This is a genomic window from Bilophila sp. T19-St14 (assembly GCF_059728385.1).
Genome location: NZ_BAAGFT010000001.1, coordinates 3342813 through 3368132, shown reverse-complemented (window position 1 = coordinate 3368132; position 25320 = coordinate 3342813). Strand labels below are relative to the sequence as shown.

The window sequence follows — 25320 nt, the reverse complement described above, 5'->3', positions numbered from 1 at the left end:
AGTTACCCGTAATGACAGGCCTTTTTGCAATACCGCCACTTCTCCGATGTTTTCTTTACCCTTGGGAGACAAGGGTTTTCATATGAAGGGCCCTCTTTATGCACCGGCTTGTGAAAAACTTTTCCACAGCCGCATCATTACGGAACTCGAAAAAATTCAAGATCCCTTCATATTGCGAAAACATACTTTGATACCAACTTGTTACCAACACGGCAGCCATATGAAGCCGGAACGGACACGGAACCGCTCCGGTTCACCGAACACACAGAAACGGCCGCACGCGACCCGCGCAGCCTGCGTTTTTCCGGGAAGAAACAAGACGGAAAGCGATTTTTCTCAAACAAACGGAAAAAGTCAAACAGAACTTCACAAAAACCGCCCCCTCTTTCTCAAAGAAAAGTGGTTCCGGGACGCAACATCCCGGAACCACCTTCAAAAACATTTTTGGCGCGAGGAACTACTTTTTGGCAGGTTCCTTTACGGCCTTCAGGTAAATGTCGGTGACATAATGGAGGCGCTCAAGGCGGGCCAGATCACGCCGATCCAGTTCGCCGGTCTCATTCTGGAAGGAGACGATATCGTGCAGCCATTCACGCAGTTCGCTGGTCCCGTAGCTCTGCTTGAACATGGCGAGCTGCTGGTCAAGCGCGTATACCGGGTGATCCTTAATATCGCGGATAGCTTCTTCGCGGGTCATGGCCTTGCCGGTCCACGCATTGTAGAAACGCATATAGTCGTCGGCAAGATCCTCGGCGGGGGTCTTCTTCATCATGTCCACGCTGCGGAGGTACACGCGGAGGAAGGCCACGATGTCGCCCTTATGCTTATTGGCATAGTCCATATTGGCGACGAGCAGGATGGGCTGGCGGGCATTGCAGTCGCTGGAGTGCGCGATGGTCTTCAGGCCGAGCTTTTCAGCTTCAAAGGTCTGGGGGGCCCACAGCGCGATGGCGTCGCCCTGGCCTTCGGCAAAGGCTTTCATGGCTTCGGACGGCTGCATGTCGACGATCTTGATGTCACGCTCGTTCAGGCCAAGGACATGCAGCCAGCGGCTCAGCATGTAGTGGGCGGACGTACCCTTGGGGACGATGAAGGTCTTCCCGCGCACGGAACCGGGGTTGCCGTAGACTTCGGGGCAGTTGGGGTTGAAGCCCTTCATCTTGAGGATGGGGCTGTCGGCACGCGTGAAAATGGCGTTGGAAGCGGATTCGTCGTTGCCGATGCCGACGATGTACAGGCGGCTGCTCAACGAGGCGGTCAGCGCGGGCATGGCGCCGACGCCGGCAATGGCCCAATTGGAGGACTGCATTTCGTCAATGACGTTTTTGCCGGATTCAAAGGGCAGCAGTTCGAGATCCAGCCCTTCAGCCTTATCCCATCCCTTTTCTCTGGCGTACCAGACCAAGAAGGTTTCATGCTCGCCGAGCCATGCCGTACGAAGCGGCACAAGGGGCTTGGCGAACGCTGCGGAGCCGCTCAGGCACCACGCGACCACAAAAAACAGGGCCAACAGACCAGCAAAGGGATTACGCACTTTCATGATTTCCTCATCCACCCATGAGAACGTTCGTTTCCCCGGCTTCCGAACAGAGCCACTCCCCACAGGACAGCCAAGGACATTTGCCGTAACCATACCTTAAAAAAAGGGCAGTGGCAACGCGGGGGCCCCTTCGGAGTTTTTCGGTGTTGAAAGAATCATGGGGCAAGCGGCGCATCACTGCGCCCGGCATGGCGGCGGGGCGGCATCAGGGCCATTCCCTTGCCTCTTTCGGGAAAGCGGCATATCTTTCTGGGCAGAATCCGTACCGTCAGCGCCGCGCGGCACGCTCCGGGCCACCCACGGAAAGGCCCCGCCAAGCGTTCCCGCAGCGCCCTTTCTACGCAACAAATGTTCCCGCGATCCGTTTTCGCGTATCCTGCGAGGGAGTTCATGGCACTTTTGAGTTTACAGGGCGTCACGCTCAATTTGGGCGGCAAGACGCTTCTTGATGCCGCCGACCTGCATGTGGAGCAGGGAGAGCGGGTCTGTCTCGTCGGACGCAACGGCGTCGGCAAGTCGTCCCTGATGGCCCTGCTGTCCGGCGACCTCACGCCCGACGGCGGCACCATCGTCCGCACGCCGGGCGTCACGTTCGGGCATATGCCGCAGGCCGTGCCCGATCATTGGAGCGGCCCGGTCTTCGGCGTGGTGGCCTCAGGGCTTGGGAAGGAAGGCGAAGCGCTGGCCGCCGCCCACCTCATCGCCACGGGCCGCGAAGACCAGCTTTCCGCCTCAAGGCTGGCGCTGGCCCGCAACCTGCTCCAGACCGGGGAGGGCTGGGAGCGCCACGGCGACATCCTTGAAGCGATCAACCAGCTCGGCCTCGATCCCGAAGCGGACTTCGCCACGCTCTCCGGCGGGAACAAGCGCCGCGTGGCGCTGGCCCGCGCCCTCGTCGCCTCGGAAAACCTGCTGCTCGACGAACCCACCAACCATCTGGACATCAAGACCATCGCGTGGCTGGAAGATTTCCTCGTCCGACGGGTCAAAACCTTTGTCTTCATCAGCCATGACCGCGCCTTTGTCCGCCGCCTCGCCACGCGCATCGTGGAAGTGGATCGCGCCCATCTCTACAGCTACGCCTGCACGTTCGACCAGTTCCTCGAACGCCGGGAGGAGCGCCTTGATGCCGAGGAAAAACAGGCTGCGGCCTTCGACAAGAAGCTTGCGCAGGAGGAGGCGTGGATACGGCAAGGCATCAAGGCCCGTCGTACCCGCAATATGGGCCGCGTCCGTGCGCTGCAGGCCATGCGCTCCGAACGGATGGCCCGCGTGTCGCGCCAAGGCGTCGTTTCCATGCTCGCGCAGGAGGCGGAACGCTCCGGCAAGCTGGTGATCGAAGCGAAACAGGCGGGGTTCGCCTACCCCGACGGCTACCGCGTATTCAGCGCCTTTTCGGCCATCATCCAGCGTGGGGATCGCATTGGGCTCATCGGCAACAACGGCGTGGGCAAGACCACCCTGCTCCGGCTGCTCCTCGGTGAGCTTGAGCCCACGGAAGGCTCCATCCGGCACGGGACGCGGCTCGAAGTCAGCTATTTCGATCAGCTCCGCTCCTCGCTCGATCCTGAAAAATCGGTCATGGACAACGTGGCGAACGGCAACGACACCGTGACCATCAACGGGCAGCAGCGCCATGTGGCCAGCTACCTCATGGATTTCCTCTTTGAATCGGATCGGCTCAGGGTTCCGGTACACACGCTTTCCGGCGGCGAGCGCAACCGCCTGCTCCTCGCCAAGCTGTTCACCATGCCCTCCAACCTGCTGGTTCTCGACGAACCCACCAACGATCTGGATGTGGAAACGCTGGAACTGCTTGAAGAGCTGCTCGCCAACTATTCAGGGACGGTGCTCATGGTCAGCCACGACCGCGAGTTCCTCGACAACCTCGTCACCACCACGCTGGCTCTTGAAGGCGACGGGCAGGTGCATGAGTATGTGGGCGGGTACACGGACTGGCTGCGCCAGCGCCCCGAGCCCGTGGCTGCCCACGCCGACAAGCCGAAACCCAAGCCGCTGGCCCCTCCCGCCAAGATCGGCCCGCGCAAGCTGACCTTCAAGGAACAGCGCGAGCTGCAAATGCTCAGGGACGAACTGGAAGCCCTGCCCGGCAAGATGACGGCGCTGGAAGACGAGCAGCATACGCTTGAAGACCGGCTCAACGATCCCGGCTTCTTCGCGCGCGATCCCGACGGGTTCAACGCCACCGCAAAGCGCATTTCCGAGCTTGACGAAGAACAGACCGCCGCCCTCCAACGCTGGGAGGATGTCGAATTCCGCATTGCCGAACTGGAAGGCAACGCCGAGGGCAAATAGATCCATTGGGGAGGGGGAAACTTTTCTGAAAGGCCCTGTCATAGGATGTGGTTGCCTCACCTCCGCAGCACGGTAAAAATACGGCCTTTTATCCGGTTTTCTCACCGGCTGAATCCATGATTAAGGCATTTTTTCGGTTAATCCTTTGGAACTTCAAGGAAATGGCTGATGCTTTTTAAAGTTCCAAAGGGATAACCGGTAAAGCCCTTCAGATGTGGAGCCCACTGGCAGGAAAGCGGAAAAAGCCTTTACCATGTGGTGGAGGCGCAACAACCATATTCTATGGCAGGGCCTTCTGAAAAAAAGCCCCGCGTTTTCCCTCCCCCACGCCTCCCTTTTCCAAGCATTTTGTGCTCATTGAATCCCTGCGCCTTTCGGGGCACAGATTCCCTTTCAAAAGGCACATATTGAGGCGGCGCGCCGGCCGTCACAGGCCATCAAGCTGTATTTGCCTTCTTTTTGCCACCATACATTGTCACCATGACAATCCACATTGTCCCGCCCGCCAAAAACATTGATCCATGACCAGCCGGATCGCTACCCCGGCTCCCCGGAGCGCTGCTAGGTTACGTCCATCATCAACGCAACCGCTAGGTTCTCAAGGAGATAGATCATGGAGAAAGGTACATTCCAGCTCAAGTCCGGTCTGGCCGAAATGTTGAAGGGCGGCGTCATCATGGACGTCACCACCCCCGAACAGGCGAAAATCGCGCAGGAAGCGGGCGCATGCGCCGTCATGGCCCTTGAGCGCGTCCCCGCCGACATCCGCAAGGCCGGGGGCGTCGCCCGCATGGCCGATCCGAACATCGTCCTCCGCATCATGGACGCCGTGACCATCCCGGTCATGGCCAAGGCGCGCATCGGCCATATCGTCGAAGCCCGCATCCTCGAATCCCTCGGCGTCGACTACATCGACGAAAGCGAAGTCCTGACCCCCGCCGACGACCGTTTCCATATCGACAAGCGCGGCTTCACCGTGCCGTTCGTGTGCGGGGCCCGCAACCTCGGCGAGGCCCTGCGCCGCATTGCCGAAGGCGCTTCCATGATCCGCACCAAGGGCGAACCCGGAACCGGCAACGTCGTCGAAGCCGTGCGCCACTGCCGCATGGTTCTCGGCGAGATCCGCGCCCTGTGCGCCCTGCCCGAAGAGGAAGTCGCCAACTTTGCCAAGGAAAACGGCGCGCCGCTCGAACTCGTGCTCAAGATCCGCGCCGAAGGCCGCCTCCCTGTGGTGAACTTCGCCGCCGGCGGCATCGCCACGCCCGCCGATGCCGCCCTTATGATGCAGCTCGGCCTCGACGGTGTGTTCGTAGGCTCCGGCATCTTCAAATCCACCGACCCGGCCAAGCGCGCCAAGGCCATTGTCGCCGCCGTGACCCACTACAATGATTACAAGATCCTTGCGGAAGTCTCGCGCGATCTCGGCGAAGCCATGCCCGGACTGGAAATCTCGGCCATCGCGCCCGAACAGCGCATGCAGGAACGGGGCTGGTAAGCCGATGGCCGCAGCGTCCGCCCCGCGCATCGGCGTGCTGGCCATTCAGGGGGCCTTCCGGGAACACGTCCGTTCCCTCTCCCTCTGCGGAGCCGAAACCGTGGAAATCCGCACGAGGGAAGACCTCGAAGGGCTTTCCGGCCTTGTCTTCCCCGGAGGCGAGAGCACGGTCATGGGCAAGTTCCTCATCGAATGGGGTATGATGGGCCGTGTGCGGGAGCTGATCCAAAGCGGGATGCCCGTATTCGGCACCTGTGCGGGGCTTATCCTGCTCTGCTCGGACATCCTTGATCACCCCGAACAGCCGCGCATCGGCCTCCTGAACGCTTCCGTGCGCCGGAACGCCTTCGGGCGGCAAATTGACAGCTTCACGGCCCCGCTGGAACTGCGCCCGTTTCCCGCAGCGGACGGGAAGCCGACTGATCAAGCGCCCCTCGAAGCGGTCTTCATCCGTGCGCCGCTCATCGAAGAGGTCGGCCCCGGCGTGGAGGTGCTCGCCCGGATCAACGGCTTCCCCGTTGCCGTGCGGCAGGGGAATATCCTTGCAACCTCTTTCCATCCCGAATTGACCAATGACCTGCGCCTCCATCAGTGGGTCGTGGATATGGCTGGGAATAATTAGGCATTGAGGAGGGGGGGAGGGAACCTTTCTCCAGAAAGGTTCCCTCCCCCCCTCCTCAAACTCCTCCCCTCTCCCTCCCAAGACTTTTGTAAGGGTCAATGAAGGCAACGGGAACCGCACAGCATCGGTTCGGAGGCTTCCGTCTCCCGGCTGCGCGGAAGTGTAAATTTTAGGCTGTGTTCAATTTACTGTTGATGATTTTTTCAATGAAAATCAATAGATAAAAGCTCGTTCCACGTCTGGTGATGTGGGCCTCTCTCATTTTTTGTTCATTGCATGAAATCCAGTTTTGAAGAATTGTTGCGAGACCTCCAAATAATTTCCAAAGAACTCTTCCTTTCCAGTTGGAATCTTGTATCAACCACAAACTTAAACACAGCCCAATTTTATACTTTGGCTCTGTCATATAGCATGTGGTTGTCTTATCTCCACAGTACAGTGGAAATACAGGCTTTTTCTAGTGGCTCTGTCATAGTATATGGTTGCTTCATCTCCACAACACGGTGAAAATGCAGCCTTTTTCTCCAGATTTCCCCTTGGTGGAATCCATAGTCAAGGCATTTTGCCGGCTATTCCTTTACACCTTCAAGGAAAAAAGCATCAACCATTTTCTAGGACACAGCCTTTCCAGTTTCCCTGTTGGTGGACTCCATTCTTGGGGGATTTTATTGGTTGTTCCTTTGGAATTTCAAAAAATCAGGCATCAACCATTTCCTATGACACACAGCCTATGCTTTTTATAACCTAGGTCGTGTCGTTAATTGTATATAATAATACATTGAAATTATTAATTATTTTTTAAAAAATACAAAATATTATATCAATAATTTCAAATAATTATATCTAAAACAACACAGCCTAGTAACATATGAATAGGCTGTGTTCAATTTACGGTTGATGATTTTTTCAATGAAAATTAATAGATAAAAGCTCGTTCCACGTCTAGTGATGTGGGCCTCTCTCATTTTTTGTTCATTACATGAAATCCAGTTTTGAAGAATTGTTGCGAGACCTCCAAATAATTTCCAAAGAACTCTTCCTTTCCAGTTGGAATCTTGTATCAACCACAACCTTAAACACAGCCTATGAATATTTTAAAAGTTTTATATATTCATTATCTATTATAAGTATTGGATAAAAAGCTGTACCATAGGAAACGGTTGATGCTTTTTTCCCTGAAATTCCAAAGAAATAACCAACAAAATGCCTTAGTCATGGATTTCGCCGATGGGAGAACTGGATAAAAAGCCTGTATTTCCACCATGCTGCGGAGATAAAACAATCACCTTCTTAACAAAGCCAAATAAAAAAGATGGCATGATAGCAAAATCTCTCACCAAATAGCTCCTGGCACTTCACAGGAATATATGTTTTTTTGCCCCCAAAAGGGCCTAACATCCTCTTTTAGTTCAGACCTAATTAAAAGAAAAACCCGGAAAACGGCATTTCCGGGCGCAATTCGGTGCTGTCATATAGCGCAAGGCATTGGAGGGGATGGTTGGTGTCCTTTTAGGTTATGTCGCCAACTAGTATAATATATTTAAATTATTTAATTATTTTTTTAAATTACAAAAAATTAAACAACTTCAAATAGTTATATGTAAAATAATGCCGCAATATAGTAATGGTTGTGCCGTAGAAAACGGTTGATGCTTTCTTTCTTGAAATTCCAAAGGAATAACCAATAACATGCTCCAATCATGAAGTCCGTCAGCGGAAAAATTGGAGAAAAAGTCTCTATTTTCAGCATACTGCTGAAATGAAACAACCATAGACTATGGCAGAACCTTAGTAATAATAAGGCAAAAAGTACGGTACCTATACCCACCAGCGGGCTGACGTGCATCCGGTAATCAATGAGGCAAAAAGTGCGATAACAAGTGCAATAAAACTGCCTCGATTCATAGTATACCAGCCTAGTTGATGTTATCAGGAAACTCTATTTATGGGCATCCATTGGTCAGAATGATTAGGTCGTGTCGTCAATTATATGTAATATATTTAAATTATTTAATAATTTTTTTAAACCACAAAAGTTTTAATAATTTTAAATACTTATATGCAAAATAACGACACAGCCTAGGTCATAAAGCAATTCTGGCAGGTTTATGGCTGTTTTATCGAATTTTATTCAAGAATAAGAACAAAGTAAAGGCAGTTGTGTCTTTTTAGGCAAGACGTTTTCATAAAGTATGGTTGTCTTATCTCCACAGCATGGTGGAATTACAGCCTTTTTCTCCAAATTTTCCGCTGGTGGGCTTCATGGCTGAGGCATTTTATTGATTGCCCTTTGGGAGCTTCAAGAAATAAAGCGGTTATCGTTTCCTGTGGCACAGTTCCAAATCCAAACGTTCCCCTCTTCCAGCCGTAGAACCATCATCAGTCAGGGCTCGATAAAGTTAAAAGTCCTTGAAGGGGGATGGCGCGGGGAGAGAGTAATAAGAAAAGGAAGAAAAAAGAAACGTGTGGACGCTTCCCCCTTCCAAAGAAAGTTTTCCTCTCTTCCCCAGCCGTCCTCGCTTCCTCCCCCTTCCACCCAGCCATACCAGTGGACAGAGCACGGCCTGACAACGTATAGAAACCGCAGACGAACGCTTTTCACAGCGGGGAATAACATCCCGGCGTTTCGGAGGATCTGTATGCGATTTCTTCAATTTTGTGGCCTGATCCTGCTTGGCGGCCTTGCCGGCTGCTCTTGGCAGGGCGCCCCGGCTCTCCCGCCGGCGGAACCGCAGCCGCTTTCACCCGTGGCCCAGTTCATGGTCGCCAACACCGCCGGAGCCACAGCCGTCATAGAAGACGAGACGTTCGGCGGCGAAGTCCGTGTGACCCTTGAAGATGCTTTTCTTTCCGCAGCGGGTGAAACCTGCAAGCGGGCCACCCTGCTTTCGGCGCAGCATGAAGCGGAAATCGTCGTGATCTGCCATAACGGGCAGGGAGGCGACGAAAGCAGCCCCGGAGAATGGCGGCTCATGCCCCGCGTGTGGGGCAAGGGCATCACGACACCGTAACCCCAACCGGCACCCCAAAACGCCCCCTTCCGGTACGCCGGGAGGGGCGTTCCCTGTCGTCCGTTTCTGGACATCGTTTTCTTATCCTTGTGGAGGCACCCCTTGTTTTCCCGCAGTAACCAGCTGTTTTTCCTTTGCTGCCTGCTGGCTATGACGTTTTCCCTGCCGGCGTCGGCGGCTGATGCCGCATCCGCCAGCGCCACGGCGACGGCGACCGCCACAGCTTCGGCCACGGCTGCGCCCGCGGCTCCGGCATCCGAACCCGCTCCATTTGGAACCAACCTCTTTCAAGGGCACTTTTCCCAAAGTTCCGCCAGCAAGGTCATCCAGAGCGGCGACCGCCTGATCATGCGTCTGTGGGGCGGGCGCACGATGGACGACATCCTGACCGTCGATCCTGAGGGCATGATCACCATTCCCGACATCGGGCGCGTGCCTGTGGCGGGCCTGCCCATCGACGCCAAGGAGCCGCTGGAGCAGGCCATCAAGAGCAAGCTCAACGCGGCGGGCGTGGTCGATGTGGAGATGTATATCCGCCCGATGGACACCCAGCCCGTCTCGATCTTCGTGACCGGCTTCGTGCCCCGCCCCGGCAACTATACGGGCACGCCCTCCGATACCATCCTCGCCTTCCTCGACAAGGCGGGCGGCATCGATTCCAAGCGCGGCAGCTACCGCAATATCCGCGTATTGCGCCAAGGGCAGGAAGTGGGGTCGTTCGACCTCTATCCCTTTGTATTGAAAGGCTCCATGCCGCATATCCGCTTTCAGGACGGCGATACCGTCGTTGTCGGCGAAAAAGGGCCTTCCGTCATCACATTCGGCGAAGTCCGCAATACGGCGCGTTTTGAATTCAAGCCCGACGAACTGACCGGCGCGAAACTCATCGAACTTGCCGATCCCCAGCCGAGGGCCACCCATGTCAGCCTCAGCGGTTCGCGCGGCGGTGCGCCCTACAACCTGTATCTGCCCATGAACGATTTCAAGGCGCTGCGCCTTGAGAGCGGCGATCAGGTTCGGTTCCTCGCGGATCGCCCCGGCGACACGATCATGATCGAAGCGCAGGGGGCCATCCGCGGCGCATCGCGTTTCCCGGTGCGCCGCAACACGCGCCTGCACGAAGTCATGAGCTACATCGCCGTGGAGCCGGGACGCGCCAACCTTGAGGGTTTGTACATCAAACGCAAGAGCGTCGCCGTCCGCCAGAAGAAAGCCATTGAAGACGCCCTGCGCCGTCTGGAGCAGAACGCCTATACCGCTACGTCCGCCAGTTCCGACGAAGCGCAGATCCGCTCTAAAGAGGCGGAAATGCTGTCCAGTTTCATTTCCCGCGCCAAGGAAGTGCAGCCTGAGGGGGTTGTGGTGGTCGGAACCAAGGGCAACATCGCGGATCTCGCCCTTGAAGACGGGGACGTCATCGTCATCCCGGAAAAGACCGATGTGGTGCTCATCAGCGGCGAAGTCATGATGCCGCAAGCCATTGTCTGGAACAAAGACAAGGACATGGACGACTATATCAAGGGGGCTGGCGGGTTCAGCAACCGTGCCGACGAATCAAACCTCATAGTCGTCCACCCAAGCGGCGAAGTCATCCCCCGTGCCAAGGAAGTGCTGCCCGGCGATCAGGTGCTCGTCCTGCCCCGCGTGGAATCCAAGAACTTGCAGGCCGTCAAGGACATCTCACAGGTGCTTTATCAGGTTGCCGTCGCCTGCAAGGTTATTCTGGATCTGTAACAAATGGTTGTACCATAGAAAACGGCTGATGCCTTATTTCTTGGGATTCCAAAGAAACAACCAATAAAAGGCCCCAATCATGGAGCCCATCAGCGGAAAACTGAAAAAATATGGCTGTGTCATAGAAAATGGTTGATACTTTTTTCCTTGAAGTTCCAAAGGGATAACCGAAAAAAATGCCTTAGCCCTGTATTCCACCAAGAGAAAAACCGAAGAGAAAAGGCTGTATTTTTACCGCACTATTGAGATGAAGCAACCACATACTATGACAGAGCCAAAAATATATGCTTTTCAATATGTTGAGGAGATAACACAACCATATGCTATATAGAGCCTAACAAATTGGGGAGAGGGAGCCTTTCCTAGGCTGTGTCGTCATGTTACATATAATTATTTGAAATCATTAAAAATAATCTTTTTTGCAACTTGAAAAATAGTTGGATAATTTCAACAGATTACATCTAATTGGCGACACGGCCCAGGCAAAAGAGGTTCCCATCTTTACGGAGACGGGAACCTCTTGAACGGCAATCCAGTTTTCCGCGCAGCAAGATTTCAGTTCCACAGGGCTCCATCAGCGGCGGAAAAGGGGAACGGGATCAGGACGGCTCTACGGCTATCCTTTTGGTTTCTTCAACCTCTTTATCGAGTGCGGCCTTCTCTTCAGGCGTGATTGTGAGCGCGGCGGCAAGGCCGTCAAGGTAACTGCGCTCCATAAAGTGATCCACATCAATGATCATGGCGGAAAGCCGATACAGATCGCGGGCCTCATCATGGCTGGTTACGCGGGATGCGAGCGAGGCCGGATCAAGCGGCTTATGCAGCAGCGTATCCAGCACCTGCGCCATATCCTGCATCGGGAACAGCGACTCCACGGCCTTGTGGATGTTGGCCCGTTCCTTGCCGTCGATGTGCCCGTCGGCGCGGGCGGCGAAGATCATCGCCTCCAGCAGCAACAGGGCCGTCTGATCCGTCGAAACAGCCGGGGACGGTGTCTGCTGGAGTTCCGCAGGCCAGCCGCCCGGTGCGGGATGAACAGCGGGGATCGGTTCGGCGGGTTGCCCCTGTGGGGCCGCGCCGTTGGTTCCGGCCCACTTCTGGTAGAACTTCCATGCCAACGTACCGACGGCGGCCGTTCCGCCGGCCATCAGCGCACCTTGGGCAACCTTGCGGGCCGTTTTGCCCGACATCAGCGCGCCGAGCAGTCCCCCAAGCGCCGCCGAACCGAGCAGGCCGCCAAGCCCTCCGGCGGATTTCACCATATCTCCAAGGGCGTTGCCCGTCCCTTGGCCGGACGGGGCATCCGCCTCCCGCTGGCCGCCGAGAGCGCCGTTCAGCTTGCCGCCAAGCCCTCCCAGCCCGCCGAGGCCGTTGCTTATCTGATTGAATAAATCCTTCATGAGGAACTCCTTGCCTGTTTGTGAGGCGGAAGAACCTCCCGCCCGGTTACGACACTAACAAAACCGGGCAAATCCACCAGCGCATGAGAATCTCACGCTTCCCGGCTGTGGTGGGCCCGGCGCATCTCCCGAAGGAACATATACAGCACGCCCATTGAGGCCACGAACGACAGCGAGTCTGACACGGGCAGGCTGATCCAGATGCCGTTCAACCCAAAGAAACGCGGCAGGATGAGCAGGCACGGGGCCAAGAACAGCAACTGGCGCGTCAAGGAAAGGAAAATGGACAGCTTGGCCTTGCCGATGGACTGGAAAAAGTTGCCGACGACGATTTGGATGCCGACCAAGGGGAATACCAGCGTAGCAAGGTGCATCCCTTCCACGGAAAGGCTGATCAGCCCCGCGTCGTTGGTGAACATCCGGGCCACGATTTCCGGGGTAAACTGCCCGGCGAGGAATCCCGCCGTCGTGATCAGCCCGCCGGTGATGACGCCGTACTTCAGGGTCTGCTTGACCCGCTCAAACTGCTGCGCCCCGTAGTTGTATCCCACAATGGGCTGCATGCCTTGCGTAAGCCCCATGACCAGCATCACGAACAGGATGAGTATCCGGTTGAGGATGCCGAACGCGCCTATGGCCATGTCGCCGCCGTACTGCTTGAGGCCGATGTTGATGAGCACCGTCACGAGACAGGCGCATACGTTCAGCAAAAACGGTGACATGCCGATGGAAAAGATGCTTGAAACGATCTTCCGGCGCAGCCGGAACGTCCCCCGCCGGAAATGCACGGTACTGTTCGGGTTGCGGAAGTGGCTCAGCACCCACACCATACCTACGCATTGTGACAATACCGTGGCGACGGCCGCGCCCCTGATGCCCCACTCCAGCCAAAAGATGAATATCGGCGCCAGAATGACGTTCATGCCCACGGTCAGCACGGCGGAAAGCATGGCTTTTTGCGGATATCCCGTAGCCCGCATGACGTGGTTGAGCCCGAACATGGTACAGGTGACAGGCAGCCCGTATAGGATGATCTGCATGAAGTCGCGGGCATAGGGCAAGGTGTGCTCGCTGGCCCCGAAAGCCGTCAGCACCGGATCAAGCACCAGTTGCGACAACAGGCCGAACGTCACCCCGTTGATGAGGCCGAGCAGCAGGACGTTGCCGAGCACGCGGGTGGCGCCGTCGATGTCCTGCTGCCCCAGCCGGATGGAACAGATGGACGCGCCGCCGATGCCGACGAGCAAAACCAGCGCAAAGGTCAGGTTCATGACCGGAAACGTGATCGCAAGGCCGGAAATGGCCAACGGCCCGACGCCGTGCCCGATAAAAATACTGTCGATGATGTTGTAAAGGGAAAAGACCACCATCGCGGCGATGGCGGGCAAGGAGTACCGGAGGAGCAGTTTTCCGATCGGTTCTGTTCTCAGCAAAAGCGTGGCGCTGGTTTCGGCCATATGAACCTGCCTTGTCTCTATCGATTGGGGCAATACGAAAGATGGAATATCCGTCCTGCGTTGCCGCACAGGACGGGAAGATGTGGCACTCAACGGAGGGAGGAGTGGAGAAGAAAACCCAAAAGGTGAGGTGGCCCTGTTTTGAGGCATCCCGCCCGTAAAATCAAGCGGAAAAATACACGCTCGGAGCCTCCTCCAAAGACGGGATCGGCTGAAATACGAAGTTATTACGGAAGTTACAAAATGTTAGGGTTCATGCAGGAAGGCGCCCCGCATTCAAGGCGCCTTCCTCCGAAAACCTCAGGCCGCCGAAGGCCGATGCTCCAAAAGAAGCCGCCCGTCAAGCCCGAACACGCGGAAAGCGCCTGCCTCAAAGAGGCCATAGGAAGCTGGAAAGCCGCCCTTGGGCAGCGTCGTGCTGCCGGGGTTCCAGAAATGGACGCCGTCGACGGTTTCCCCCCGCGGGATATGGGTATGCCCGCTCAAGACCACATCGCCGGGGCGCACGCCGGGAATGGGCGGGCGGCTGGGAAGGTGGTGCCCGTGCTGCGCCACGATACGCAGTCCGTCAGCGGCGATCACGGCACTGTCTTCCACCGCGAACGGAAGCAGCATAAGATCCACTTCGGCGTCGCAGTTGCCGCGCACGGCCACGACAGGCGTTGTGAGATCCGAAAAAACGGAAACCACATCCGGCGGCCCATAGTTGGAAGGAAGGGGGTTGCGCGGGCCGTGATACAAATAATCGCCGAGAAGAACCAACATATCGGGCGACAGCTCCTCACAGCGCCGGCGCAGGAACGCGGCGGCTTCCGGGGAGCCGTGCAGATCGGAAGCAATAAGCAAACGCATAAGAATCGTTCTCCAAAGATAAGGATAGCCAAGTTTATCCTGTTCCGCCATTGCACGCAAACGGGGGGAAAGCCCCGCCCCCGCATGGACACGCGGAAGCTCAGGGCAAAATCCCGGTTGACGGAGCCCCAAACCAAAAGATAGTTTTTTTCGCCGGGCCGTTTCCGGCGGAAACGACGACTATCCGGGTCGCCCTAACCTCTTGAGGCAGCCATGCCCATCCTTTCCCATACCGTTACAGGATACCTGTTCGCCCTGCTCGCTACCGTGGTCTGGAGCGGAAATTTCGTCGTGGCCCGCGGCCTTGCGGGGGCGCTTTCTCCGGTTGAGCTGTCATTTTGGCGCTGGGTCATCGCGTTTCTGGCCATCCTCCCCTTTGCGGGCCGGAGCCTGCTGCGCTCGCTCCCCCTCGTCAGGGGATCATGGGGCAAGGTCATCCTGATGGCCCTGCTTGGCATCACCTGCTTCAATACCTTCATCTATCAGGCCGGGCACACGACCGACGCCACCAATATGTCGCTGTTGGCCACAACATCCCCTGTCGTCATGGCCGCCATCGCCCACCTGTTCCTGCACGAGCGGCTTTCCCGGTTCCAAATCCTTGGGCTGTGCGGCGCCCTGTTCGGGGTCGTCGTCCTCGTATCACGCGGCAAGCTCGACACGCTTCTTGTGCTGCGCTTTGCGCAAGGCGACTTATGGATGATCCTTTCGGTCTTCCTGTTTGCCGTCTACAGCCTCATGCTCCGCTGCCGCCCCAACGCCTTCCCACAAAAGGCCTTTCTCGCCCTGCTCATCGGCATCGGCGTCATCGGGCTCATCCCGCCGCTGGTTTGGCAGGCCGCCACCACCGGCCTGAGCCCGCTGAACGGCTCCATCCTCAGCGCCCTCCTCTATATAGGGATTGGGGCTTCGGTCGTTTCCTTCCTCGCATGGAGCCTCGCCATCGAGCGCATCGGCATGGTCAGGGCGGGCATCGTCTACAACAGCATCCCGCTGTTTGCAAGCCTTGAGGCCACATTCGTCCTGGGCGAGTCCATCACGCTCCCGCAGATGATCGGCGGGGCGCTCATCATCGGCGGCATCTGCTACGCCTCGCTCGGCGATCTCTACGCGGCAAAGCGCCTTCTCAAGTAACCCTTCCCCCACGGCGGCTGGCCTTGGGTACAGCAAATCCTCGGCGTATGCTTCTTCTAGAAAAACATATGCCTCTGCCCAGACATGTACCTCTTCAACTGCAACGGGGCAGCCGACTACATCATGGCCGCCAACAACTTCATGCAGGATTGTTTCCTCTACGGCTCGGCCTATCCCCTGATGCCCATCGTGGATTGCGTGGAACACTTCAAGGCGCTGTTCAAGCCGGAAGTCCTGCCAAAACTGATGTGGAAAAACGCCGCAAAGGTACTCAAACTTGAAATTCCCGAAGGGAATTAGGTCGCGTCATCAACTAAATATAATCTATTGGAATTATTTAGCCATTTTCAAGTCACAAAAACTATTTTAAATAGTTTCAAATAATTATATGTAAAATAACGACAAGACCTAGGACGTAACCGCTTTACAGGGGCGAGAGCATCGCTCTCACTCACGATGAACAATGGTTTCCACATTGAAGTATGCCCCTGTCCTTACGAGGGGCATACCTTTTCCATTGGCTGTGTCATAGGAAACGATTGATGCTCTATTTCTTGAAGTTCCAAAGGGATAGCCAATGCCTCAAAGCCCGCCAACGGGAAAACTGGAGAGAAAAAAATGTATTTCACCACACGATGGAAATGAAACACCACATCCTATGGCAGAGCCTTTCCATTTTGGAGGCTTCAAACGGCTAACCGGCGGATCTTGTAGCGGGATATCAAAAAAATGATTCCCTATGCCCATTAAATATACATATGTATGGATACGAAAAAAGGCAGCTACGATTTCCGTAACTGCCTTATTTCATTCTGGTACCGGGAGCGAGACTTGAACTCGCAAGGTGTTGCCACCGGCGGATTTTGAGTCCGCTGCGTCTACCAATTCCACCATCCCGGCGTGTTGAAGCTGTCTTATGCCACAACGTCTTCTCATGGTCAAGTGGAGAATGGCCCCTCGCCCTCATTTCCTGCAAAGAACAGCGCTTTTCAGCGCATTCACGACCCAGCCCTTGCATCATGCCGGATTCTCTGACACAACGACCGTGTTTTCGTTCACCTTTTTCCACAGCTATGAGGCATCATATGTTCCAGTCTCTGGGTGCAAAAACGTTCATTCTTCCGACTCCAGTATTCCTCGTAGGTACGTATGACCATACCGGCCGCCCCAACATCATGACCGCCGCGTGGGGGGGCATCTGCGCCTCCCAGCCGCCGAGCATCGCCGTTTCCATCCGCAAGAGCCGTTGGACGTATAACGCCATCCTTGAGCGCAAGTCCTTCACCATCAACATTCCTTCCCGCAGGCTCGCCGCGCAATCCGATTTCGCGGGCATGCATTCCGGGCGCGATACCGACAAGTTTACGGCCCTGAACCTTACCCCCATCCCCGCCGAGCATGTGGACGCCCCCGGAATCTCCGAATGCCCCGTTATTGTTGAACTGGCGCTTTCGCATACGCTTGAGCTCGGTTCGCACACCCAATTCATCGGCGAGATCATGGACGTAAAGGTTGATTCCGCCTGCATGCGCGAAGACGGGCTGCCCGATCCCGCGATCATCGATCCGTTGCTTTTCGCGCCGCTCGTACAGGAATACTGGGCTATCAGCCAGTTTGAGGCGCGTGCCTTCTCTGCGGGGCACGCCCTCACGCATTCCGCCGTACTGGGGTAAGAAAGAATGTGGGGAGGGGAGAAGGGGACTTTCTGGAGAAAGTCCCCTTCTCCCCTCCCCCCCTCCCCTCATCCTTCAAAGACTTTTCCCCTTATCGAATCCTCCATCCGCAGCTTTCAGCATGCCGGAGGATCATTTCCTCATGGCGGAACCTTTCCAACTCCGGTGATGCGCATCAAAAAACGCCCGGATACACGTATGTATCCGGGCGATTTGCTTTTTATAAGAGAACTGCCGGGCAGCCTCCCGTGGCCAAAAGCCTTAGGCGGGAGAAGGAAGAGCTGTGCAGAAAAAAGAGGATTTTTCCGAAGAAAGCCCCCTCCTGAATGCCTCTCCCCCATGCTTTCCGTTTCGTTATCTCAAGTCGCGGATCTTCCGTTGTTCTTCCTCATCGCGATACAGCTTATACACGACGGAATCCACAAGGCCTTGCCAACTGGCTTCGATGATGTCGTGCGACACGCCCACGGTCACCCATGTGCTGTCGGCGTCACCCGATTCGATGAGCACGCGGACAACGGAGGCCGTCCCGCCCGTACCGTCGGCAGCGGAAAGAACGCGAACCTTGAAGTCCAGCAGCTTCATTTCCTTCAAGCGCGGGTAGAACGGCAGAAGCGCCTTGCGGAGCGCGGTATCCAGCGCGTTGACCGGGCCGTTGCCGGTGGCTGCGGTATGTTCGACGGCGCCCTCCACTTCCACCATGACCGTGGCTTCTTCCATCGGCAGCTCATGGTTGGCATCGCGCACGGCGCTCACATGGTACTGCACCAGCTTGAAGAAGTCCCGGACGCCGCGCCGCGCCAGTTTGCGCAGGATGAGCAGCTCGACGCTGGCTTCGGCGGAAGCGTAGTCGTATCCGAGGCTCGCCTTTTTTTTCAGTTCGTTGAACAGCCCCTTGACCACGGGTTCGTCCTTGTCCAGATGGAACCCGAACCGGCGGGCCAACGAGACGATGTTGCTCCGCCCGCCAAGCTCCGTGATCAAGATGCGCTGGCCGTTGCCGACCAACTCCGGCTCCATGTGCTCGTACAGGGAGGAACAGCGGTTGACGGCGCTGACGTGTACCCCACCCTTGTGCGCGAAGGCGGAATTGCCCACGAAAGGCTGGCGGTTGAACGGCTTCATGTTCGCCACTTCAGCGAAATAGGACGACAGCTTGCTCAGTTGGCGGAGCCGCTCATCAGCGGGCTCAGGCAGACAGGACAAACCGCATTTCACCTGCAAAACCGGAATGATCGAGCACAGGTTGGCATTGCCGCAGCGCTCGCCCACCCCGTTGATCGTGCCCTGCACCATTTCCGCGCCGGACTGCACGGCGGCGATGGTATTCGCCACAGCCATCTCGCAGTCGTTGTGCGTATGGATGCCGAGCCGGACTTCAGGCAGGGCCACGCGCAGATCCGAAACGATCTGCCGTATTTCATTCGGGAGGGTGCCGCCGTTGGTGTCGCACAGGTTGATGATCAGCGCGCCCGCCTCGTGCGCGGCCCGCAAGACCGCCAGCGAATACTCCGCATTCCGCTTGTAGCCGTCGAAAAAATGCTCCGCGTCAAAATAGACTTCCGGCATGGAGCGCTTCAAATAGGCCACCGAATTGCGGATGATGTCCAGATTCCGTTTGGGGTCCAGACGCAGGGCTTCCTTTGCATGGCGTTCGCACGACTTGCCGAAAATCGTCCCCGCCGTCGCGCCGGAAGCGATGAGCGCGTTCAGGTTCGGGTCGGCTTCCGCCGTGTTGTCGGGGTGGTGCGTACTCCCGAATGCGGCGATACGGGCATGTTTCAAGTGATAATTGGCGATTTCCTTGAAAAACGCCACGTCCACCGGATTGGAACCGGGCCAGCCGCCTTCAATATAGTCGATGCCGAATTCATCAAGGCGCAGGGCGATCTTGATTTTATCCGGGGTCGACAGGTTGACGTCTTCGGCCTGCGTGCCGTCGCGGAGGGTCGTATCGTACAGGACAATCTTCTGCGTCATGGCGTTCCTTTCCAATGGCTACTCTGCGGAACCGCAGCAGGAGCACCGCCCCCCGCAAGCAACCGGGTATTCACCATTGAAACAGGCGAGACAGTACTTGTCCGGTTCGGAAACCGAGTTCAGCAGCCCTTCGATGGTGAGGTAATGAAGCGAATCAAGATTCAGCAGGCCGGGCAACGCTTCCTGAGGATGGTTGGCGGCCACAAGTTCCCCGCGGGACGAAAAATTGATCCCGTAGAAGCAGGGATGGCGCAGCGGCGGACAGCTCACGCGGAAATGCACTTCACGGGCGCCCAGCTCACGCAGCTTGACCACGCGGGTGCGAACCGTCGTGCCGCGCACGATGGAGTCGTCGACGATGCAGATGCGGCGGTTCTTGATCATGGAACGTACCGGGTTCAGCTTCACGCGGACGCCGAAGTTGCGCATGGTCTGGGAAGGCTGGATGAAGGTACGGCCCACGTAGTGGTTGCGGATATACGCCTGCTCATAAGGCACACCGGCGGCATGGGCGAAGCCGATGGCCGCGTACACGCCCGAATCCGGGAACGGCATGACCAGTTCGGCGTCGGTGGGCGCTTCCTTGGCCATTTCATAGCCCATGTGCTTACGGCACTGGTACACGTCTTCGCCGAACACGATGGAGTCGGGACGGGCGAAATAGACCAGCTCGAAAATGCACTGGCGGACGGGCACCTTGCCCGCATTGTTGAGCGAACGGCTGAAAACCTTGTCGCCGTCGACCACGACCATTTCGCCGGGCTCCACTTCGCGGAGGTATTCGGCTTCCAGCAAATCAAAGGCACAGGTTTCGGAAGCGAACACATACGCGTCGTCCACCTTACCCATAGACAGCGGGTGGAAACCGTGGGCGTCGCGCAGCGCGATGATGCGGCCTTCGGACAGGATAATAAGGGAGTACGCCCCGCGCACGCGATCGCACGCGGAGAGGATGGCTTCCTCAAGATCCTTCTTTTTGGCAAGGCTGCGCGCAATGAGGTGCACGAAAATTTCGCTGTCGCTGCTGGTCTGGAAGATGGCGCCTTCGCTTTCCAGTTCGTCGCGGAGTTCCGAGGCATTGGTCAGGTTGCCGTTATGGGCCAGTGCGATCTCAATGCCGCAAACCCGGACGACCAGCGGCTGGGCGTTCTTGCGAACCGAAATCCCCGATGTGGAATAGCGCACATGGCCGATGGCCTTGTTGCCCTGCAGCTCCTGGCCGAGGGCAGCCTCGTCATATACGTCCGGCACAAGCCCCATGCCCGCGTGCAGCCGGATGTGTTTGCCGTCATAGCTTGCGATGCCCGTGCTTTCCTGCCCGCGATGCTGGAGGGCGTACAGACCGAAATAGGCCATCCGAGCCGCTTCAGGATGTCCAGAAATACCAAAAATTCCGCACATACAGTACCTTTCGTCACGAAGAGGGCGGAAAAAGCCCTTTGAAGAAAGGCTCCTTCCGCCCTCTTCAGGCTTTCCTTCCGCTCCGTCGACCTTTGTTGTGGTCAGTGGATAATGCCCGCGGAGGCAGGCCGTTCGTTGTACGCTTGTCGCAATCCGGCGGGAACCCCATTGCCCGGCAACGGATTCCCCGCCCTCGGCGTACGGCCCTCCCGTCCCCGCGAAAAAGGGGATCGCCACGTTCCCGTGAGGGGCCGCATCACCGAAACAGGCAGCCTTCCGGTACAGCGGCATTACGGCCATATGCCATTTCCGCCGCCGTCCCGGAAGGCCGGGCCGTTTTTCAAACAAGGAAAGGGAGAATGATAAAAAAAACTTCCGGCTCTTGCAATACGCGAAGAACCGCCCCTTCCCCAAGAAGCGTGTGCGGGGAGAACAAGGGAGGGAGCCCTTGCCCCCTCCCCACGGATTACTCGCCCTTATAATATTCCTGAAGGCTCTTTGCGCGCACTTCGGTAGTCCGGGCCGCACCGATGGCGCGGGCGATGGCCTTCGCCCCGGACAGCGTGGTGCTGTACGGCACGCCGTAATGGAGCGTAGCCTGACGGATGGCCTTGGAATCGTGCGCGGTGCGCTTGCCCGAAGCGGTGTTGATGACCAGCGAGACTTCGCCGTTCTTGATGAGGTCGACGATGTTCGGGCGGCCTTCATACACCTTGAGCACGCGGGTGGACGGGATGCCCTGCCCAGCCAAAAGCCCGGCGGTGCCGGAGGTGGCGAGCAGTTCAAAGCCGAGATCCACATACTGGCGGGCGACCTCGGCCACAAAACGCTTGTCGCGGTCGTTCACGGACAGGAACACCTTGCCGCCGTCCGGCAGCTTCTGGCCCGCGCCCCACTGCCCCTTGAGGAAGGCTTCCTCAAAGGTCGGGGCGATGCCCATGACTTCGCCGGTAGAGCGCATTTCAGGGCCAAGCAGGATGTCCACGCCGGGGAAGCGGCGGAACGGGAAAACGGATTCCTTGACGGACACGTACCCGGAGCGGCGCATGGACCAAGGATCCAGTTCCTTGAGGGTCTTGCCGAGCATGACCTGCGTGGCGAGGCGCGGCAGGGGCACGCCCGTGGCCTTGGAGACGAACGGCGCGGTACGCGAGGCGCGGGGGTTCACTTCGAGGATGAACACAACCCCGTCCTTGATCGCGAACTGGATGTTCATCAGGCCGACGACGCGCAGCTCCTTGGCAAGGGCCACGGTCTGGCGCTCGATTTCGGCTACGATGTCGGCGGGCAGCGAATAGGGGGGCAGCACGCAGGAAGAGTCGCCTGAGTGGATGCCCGCTTCCTCAATGTGTTCCATGACCCCGGCGACGTATACGTCCTCACCGTCGGACAGCGCGTCCACGTCCACTTCAATGGCGTTTTCAAGGAATTTGTCGATGAGCACGGGATGCTCAAGCTTCTGCCTGCCGACATGCTGTGCGAAGTATTCCGCCATTTCCTCATCGTCATAGACGATCATCATGGCCCGCCCGCCAAGCACGTAGCTGGGACGGATCACAATGGGATAGCCGATGCGGTGGGCGATCTCGCGGGATTCTTCCAGCGTGGTCGCCGTGCCGTTGGCGGGCTGGAGAAGCGACAGCTTCTGGAGCAGGGCCTGGAAACGCTCACGGTCTTCGGCGCGGTCGATGGCGTCAGGGCTGGTGCCGAGGATGGGCACGCCCGCGCGCAGCAGCGGCACGGCGAGGTTCAACGGCGTCTGGCCGCCGAACTGGACGATCACGCCGTCGGGCCGTTCCTTTTCCACAATGTGCATCACGTCTTCAAAGGTCAGCGGCTCGAAATAGAGGCGGTCGGACGTATCATAGTCGGTGGAAACGGTCTCAGGGTTGGAATTGACCATGATGGCCTGAACCCCGGCATCCTTGAGGGCGAAGGAAGCGTGGCAGCAGCAGTAGTCGAACTCGATGCCCTGCCCGATGCGGTTGGGGCCGCCGCCGAGGATGATGACCTTTTTGCGGTCGGCGGGAACCACTTCCTGCCCCGTTTCGTAGGTCGAATAGAAATAGGGGGTATAGGCTTCAAACTCCGCGGCACAGGTATCCACCAGATAGTAGGTGGGCACGGTGCCGGTTTCACGGCGCAGGGCGCGGATGTCGCCTTCGGGCTTCTTCCACATTTCCGCAAGCTGGCGGTCGGAGAAGCCGAATTCCTTGGCCTTGCGGAGCACGGCGACCATTTCCGGGTTGTCGGGCGTCATGGAGTTTGCCAGCGCGAAGTCGCGGATCTGCCCTTCCATATCCACGATTTCCTTGATCTGGCGCAGGAACCACGGGTCGATCAGCGTGATCTCGTGGAGCTCCTCCAGCGAGAACCCGGCGAGCATGGCCTGACGGATGGCGAACAGGCGGCGCGAGTTGGGCGTGCGGAGCTTGCCCATAAGCTCTTCACGCGAAGGCAGCTCGGCACGGAAGTTGCTGCCGAGGCCGATGGCCCCGATTTCCAGCGAGCGCAGCCCCTTCTGGAGCGATTCCTTGAACGTCCGGCCGATGGCCATGGTCTCGCCCACGCTCTTCATGGAAGTGGTCAGCTCGTCCTTGGAGCCGGGGAACTTCTCAAAGGTGAAGCGGGGGATCTTGACCACGCAGTAGTCGATGGTGGGTTCAAAGGAGGCGGAGGTTTCGCGGGTAATGTCGTTGCGGAGCTCGTCCAGCGTATAGCCGACGGCCAGCTTTGCCGCGATCTTGGCGATGGGGAAGCCCGTCGCCTTGGAAGCCAGCGCGGAGGAACGGGACACGCGGGGGTTCATTTCGATGACCACGAGCTCGCCGTCAGCGGGGTTGACGCCGAACTGCACGTTCGATCCGCCGGTCTCCACGCCGATTTCGCGCATGATGGCGATGGAAGCGTCGCGCATCTTCTGGTATTCGCGATCCGTCAGGGTCTGGGCCGGGGCCACGGTGATGGAGTCGCCGGTATGCACGCCCATGGCGTCCACGTTTTCGATGGAGCACACAATCACGCAGTTGTCGGCGGTGTCGCGCATGACTTCCATCTCAAATTCTTTCCAGCCGATGACTGACTGCTCGATCATGACTTCGCCCACCGGGCTGGCGGCTAGGCCGTCGCCCGCGATTTCCTCAAGGTCTTCCATGTTGTAGGCGATGCCGCCGCCCGTGCCGCCGAGCGTGAAGGCGGGGCGGATGATCATCGGGAAGGGCATGGAGGAACCGACGCGGCGCACGTCGTCCATAGTGTGGGCGATGGCGCTTTGAGGAACCTTGAGGCCGATGTTTTCCATCGCCTGGCGGAACAGCTCGCGGCTCTCGGCCTTTTCAATGACTTCGGCCCGCGCGCCGATGAGTTCCGTGCCGCACTCGGCCAGCACGCCGGATTTCGCCAGTGCGAGCGCCGTGTTCAGGCCCGTCTGCCCGCCGAGGGTGGGCAGGATGGCGCACGGGCGTTCCTTGCGCACGATGGCGGCAACCGTTTCCGGTTCGATGGGTTCGATGTAGGTGCGATCCGCAAGCCCGGGGTCGGTCATGATGGTCGCCGGGTTGGAGTTCACCAATATGACCTCATACCCCTCTTCTTTCAGGGCCTTGATGCCCTGAGTCCCGGAATAGTCGAATTCGCACGCTTGGCCGATGACGATCGGGCCAGAACCGATTACCATGATCTTTTTGAGATCTGTACGCTTGGGCATATCGCTCCCCGCTGGGCAAGGGTAGATTTGTTTCGTCCGCAGCCGGCCTCTCCACCGGCTGGCACCAATGGCCGCACGCCGAAACAGCGGCACTCCATCATATAGGGAATGAAGAAGAATGAATCCCTCAGTTCCTACACGCCATTGTTCCCGCTGGCAAGAGGAAGAAGCGCACCTTTCTCGGAAATCCCGCCGCACCTTTTCCCCTGCTGGGCGCACTGCGGGAGGGGGGCGACCAACCGTTTTGCACGAAAAACGCGGCTTGCCTCTTGCGTTTTTTTGGGAGAGCGTATATGAAATCAGTCTTTGGTGCGGACAGTCCGTGCCCCTAGAAAGATTTTTTCGGGCGACCGTCCGAATATATGGAGGATGTCATGTCCAAGCAGTGCGAATTTTGCGGCAAAAAGCCCCAGACCGGCAACTATGTGAGCCACTCCAACATCAAGACCAAGCGCGTGTTCAACCCCAACCTTCAGAATGTGCGCCACCAGTTCGCCAACGGCGAAGTCCGCACGGTTTCCGTGTGCACCCGCTGCCTGCGCTCCGGTGTGGTTACGAAGCCCGTTGTCCGCAAGGCCGACTAGTTCCGTGTCTGCGGTATGGTTTTCCCAAAATCCCCGGTTGTCCGCAGCCGGGGATTTTTTGCTTTGGCTGTGCCATAGAAAAAGGTTGATGCTTTTTCTTTGAAGTTCCAAAGGAATAACCAACAAAATGTTTTAGCTGTGGATTCCGCCAAGGGGAAAACCGGATAAAAAAGCTGTAGGTTCAGCGTGCTGTGGAGATGAAACAACCACATGCCAGACAGAGCCATGTTCTTTCCTTGAAGTTTCAAAGGAATAACCGGCAAAATGCCTCAGCCGTGGATTCCGCCGATGGGAAAACTGGAGAAAAAGGCCGTATTTTTATTGCGTTGTGGAGATAAAACAACCACATGCCATAACGGGGCCTTTGCTTTTTGGGGAACAAGCCTTACCTCAGGGATATGACACCGCCACCACG

General features: G+C 57.3%; 17 protein-coding genes and 1 tRNA gene. 9 read left to right on the top strand and 9 right to left on the bottom strand.

Features of this window, described 5'->3' with window-relative positions:
- Positions 1-457: 457 nt before the first annotated feature.
- On the bottom strand, positions 458-1540 hold the full coding sequence (locus tag AC6I1V_RS14205; protein ID WP_302554261.1) for an ABC transporter substrate-binding protein: 1083 nt from the start codon (positions 1538-1540) through the stop codon (positions 458-460).
- Positions 1541-1930: 390 nt separating this feature from the next.
- Between AC6I1V_RS14205 and AC6I1V_RS14200 the strand changes: the two genes are divergently transcribed.
- The 5 genes from AC6I1V_RS14200 to AC6I1V_RS14180 all read left to right on the top strand — a co-directional run bounded on the left by AC6I1V_RS14200 (position 1931) and on the right by AC6I1V_RS14180 (position 10718).
- On the top strand, positions 1931-3856 hold the full coding sequence (locus tag AC6I1V_RS14200) for an ATP-binding cassette domain-containing protein (protein WP_497737096.1): 1926 nt from the start codon (positions 1931-1933) through the stop codon (positions 3854-3856).
- 613 nt (positions 3857-4469) lie between these two features.
- On the top strand, positions 4470-5351 hold the full coding sequence (pdxS, locus tag AC6I1V_RS14195) for a pyridoxal 5'-phosphate synthase lyase subunit PdxS (protein WP_490338313.1): 882 nt from the start codon (positions 4470-4472) through the stop codon (positions 5349-5351).
- Positions 5352-5355: 4 nt separating this feature from the next.
- Positions 5356-5973, top strand: coding sequence for a pyridoxal 5'-phosphate synthase glutaminase subunit PdxT (gene pdxT / locus AC6I1V_RS14190; protein WP_486855067.1), 618 nt, complete (start codon positions 5356-5358; stop codon positions 5971-5973).
- A 2639-nt stretch (positions 5974-8612) separates the two neighbouring features.
- Positions 8613-8984 carry an RT0821/Lpp0805 family surface protein gene (locus AC6I1V_RS14185; RefSeq protein WP_337430384.1) on the top strand — a complete coding sequence of 124 codons (372 nt, stop codon included), beginning with the start codon at positions 8613-8615 and terminating at the stop codon, positions 8982-8984.
- A gap of 102 nt (positions 8985-9086) precedes the next feature.
- Positions 9087-10718 carry a polysaccharide biosynthesis/export family protein gene (locus AC6I1V_RS14180; protein WP_483972067.1) on the top strand — a complete coding sequence of 544 codons (1632 nt, stop codon included), beginning with the start codon at positions 9087-9089 and terminating at the stop codon, positions 10716-10718.
- 599 nt (positions 10719-11317) lie between these two features.
- Here AC6I1V_RS14180 and AC6I1V_RS14175 read toward each other — a convergent pair.
- The 3 genes from AC6I1V_RS14175 to yfcE form a co-directional block, all read right to left on the bottom strand.
- On the bottom strand, positions 11318-12118 hold the full coding sequence (locus tag AC6I1V_RS14175; protein ID WP_486853917.1) for a tellurite resistance TerB family protein: 801 nt from the start codon (positions 12116-12118) through the stop codon (positions 11318-11320).
- Between the two features lie 92 nt (positions 12119-12210).
- Positions 12211-13575, bottom strand: a complete 1365-nt coding sequence (locus AC6I1V_RS14170; RefSeq protein ID WP_337431193.1) for an MATE family efflux transporter — start codon at positions 13573-13575, stop codon at positions 12211-12213.
- 300 nt (positions 13576-13875) lie between these two features.
- Positions 13876-14427: a phosphodiesterase gene (yfcE, locus tag AC6I1V_RS14165; protein ID WP_302553303.1), complete on the bottom strand. Its 552-nt coding sequence runs from the start codon at positions 14425-14427 to the stop codon at positions 13876-13878.
- A gap of 213 nt (positions 14428-14640) precedes the next feature.
- Here yfcE and AC6I1V_RS14160 point away from each other — a divergent pair, with 213 nt between their 5' ends.
- Positions 14641-15561: a DMT family transporter gene (locus AC6I1V_RS14160; protein WP_486853916.1), complete on the top strand. Its 921-nt coding sequence runs from the start codon at positions 14641-14643 to the stop codon at positions 15559-15561.
- An 84-nt stretch (positions 15562-15645) separates the two neighbouring features.
- Positions 15646-15861 (top strand): amidohydrolase family protein, encoded by a 216-nt coding sequence (locus AC6I1V_RS14155; protein ID WP_486853915.1) that lies wholly within the window; start codon positions 15646-15648, stop codon positions 15859-15861.
- Between the two features lie 513 nt (positions 15862-16374).
- Here the strand turns inward: AC6I1V_RS14155 and AC6I1V_RS14150 are convergent.
- Positions 16375-16461, bottom strand: a tRNA-Leu gene (locus AC6I1V_RS14150).
- Between the two features lie 185 nt (positions 16462-16646).
- Between AC6I1V_RS14150 and AC6I1V_RS14145 the strand changes: the two genes are divergently transcribed.
- On the top strand, positions 16647-17234 hold the full coding sequence (locus tag AC6I1V_RS14145) for a flavin reductase family protein (protein ID WP_302553301.1): 588 nt from the start codon (positions 16647-16649) through the stop codon (positions 17232-17234).
- A gap of 354 nt (positions 17235-17588) precedes the next feature.
- Here AC6I1V_RS14145 and cimA read toward each other — a convergent pair whose 3' ends face one another.
- From cimA to carB, 3 genes are all read right to left on the bottom strand, one after another.
- On the bottom strand, positions 17589-19214 hold the full coding sequence (gene cimA / locus AC6I1V_RS14140) for a citramalate synthase (protein WP_302553300.1): 1626 nt from the start codon (positions 19212-19214) through the stop codon (positions 17589-17591).
- Between the two features lie 18 nt (positions 19215-19232).
- Complete coding sequence (purF, locus tag AC6I1V_RS14135) at positions 19233-20615, bottom strand: amidophosphoribosyltransferase (protein ID WP_308771477.1); 1383 nt, start codon at positions 20613-20615, stop codon at positions 19233-19235.
- Between the two features lie 466 nt (positions 20616-21081).
- Positions 21082-24321, bottom strand: a complete 3240-nt coding sequence (carB, locus tag AC6I1V_RS14130; RefSeq protein ID WP_308771478.1) for a carbamoyl-phosphate synthase large subunit — start codon at positions 24319-24321, stop codon at positions 21082-21084.
- Between the two features lie 374 nt (positions 24322-24695).
- Between carB and rpmB the strand changes: the two genes are divergently transcribed.
- Positions 24696-24905, top strand: a complete 210-nt coding sequence (gene rpmB, locus AC6I1V_RS14125; protein WP_009379562.1) for a 50S ribosomal protein L28 — start codon at positions 24696-24698, stop codon at positions 24903-24905.
- On the opposite strand, the gene AC6I1V_RS14120 is transcribed toward rpmB, so the two are convergent.
- Positions 24902-25132, bottom strand: a complete 231-nt coding sequence (locus AC6I1V_RS14120) for a hypothetical protein (RefSeq protein ID WP_486853914.1) — start codon at positions 25130-25132, stop codon at positions 24902-24904. The two genes, rpmB and AC6I1V_RS14120, sit on opposite strands and share 4 nt — an antisense overlap.
- Positions 25133-25320: the final 188 nt, after the last annotated feature.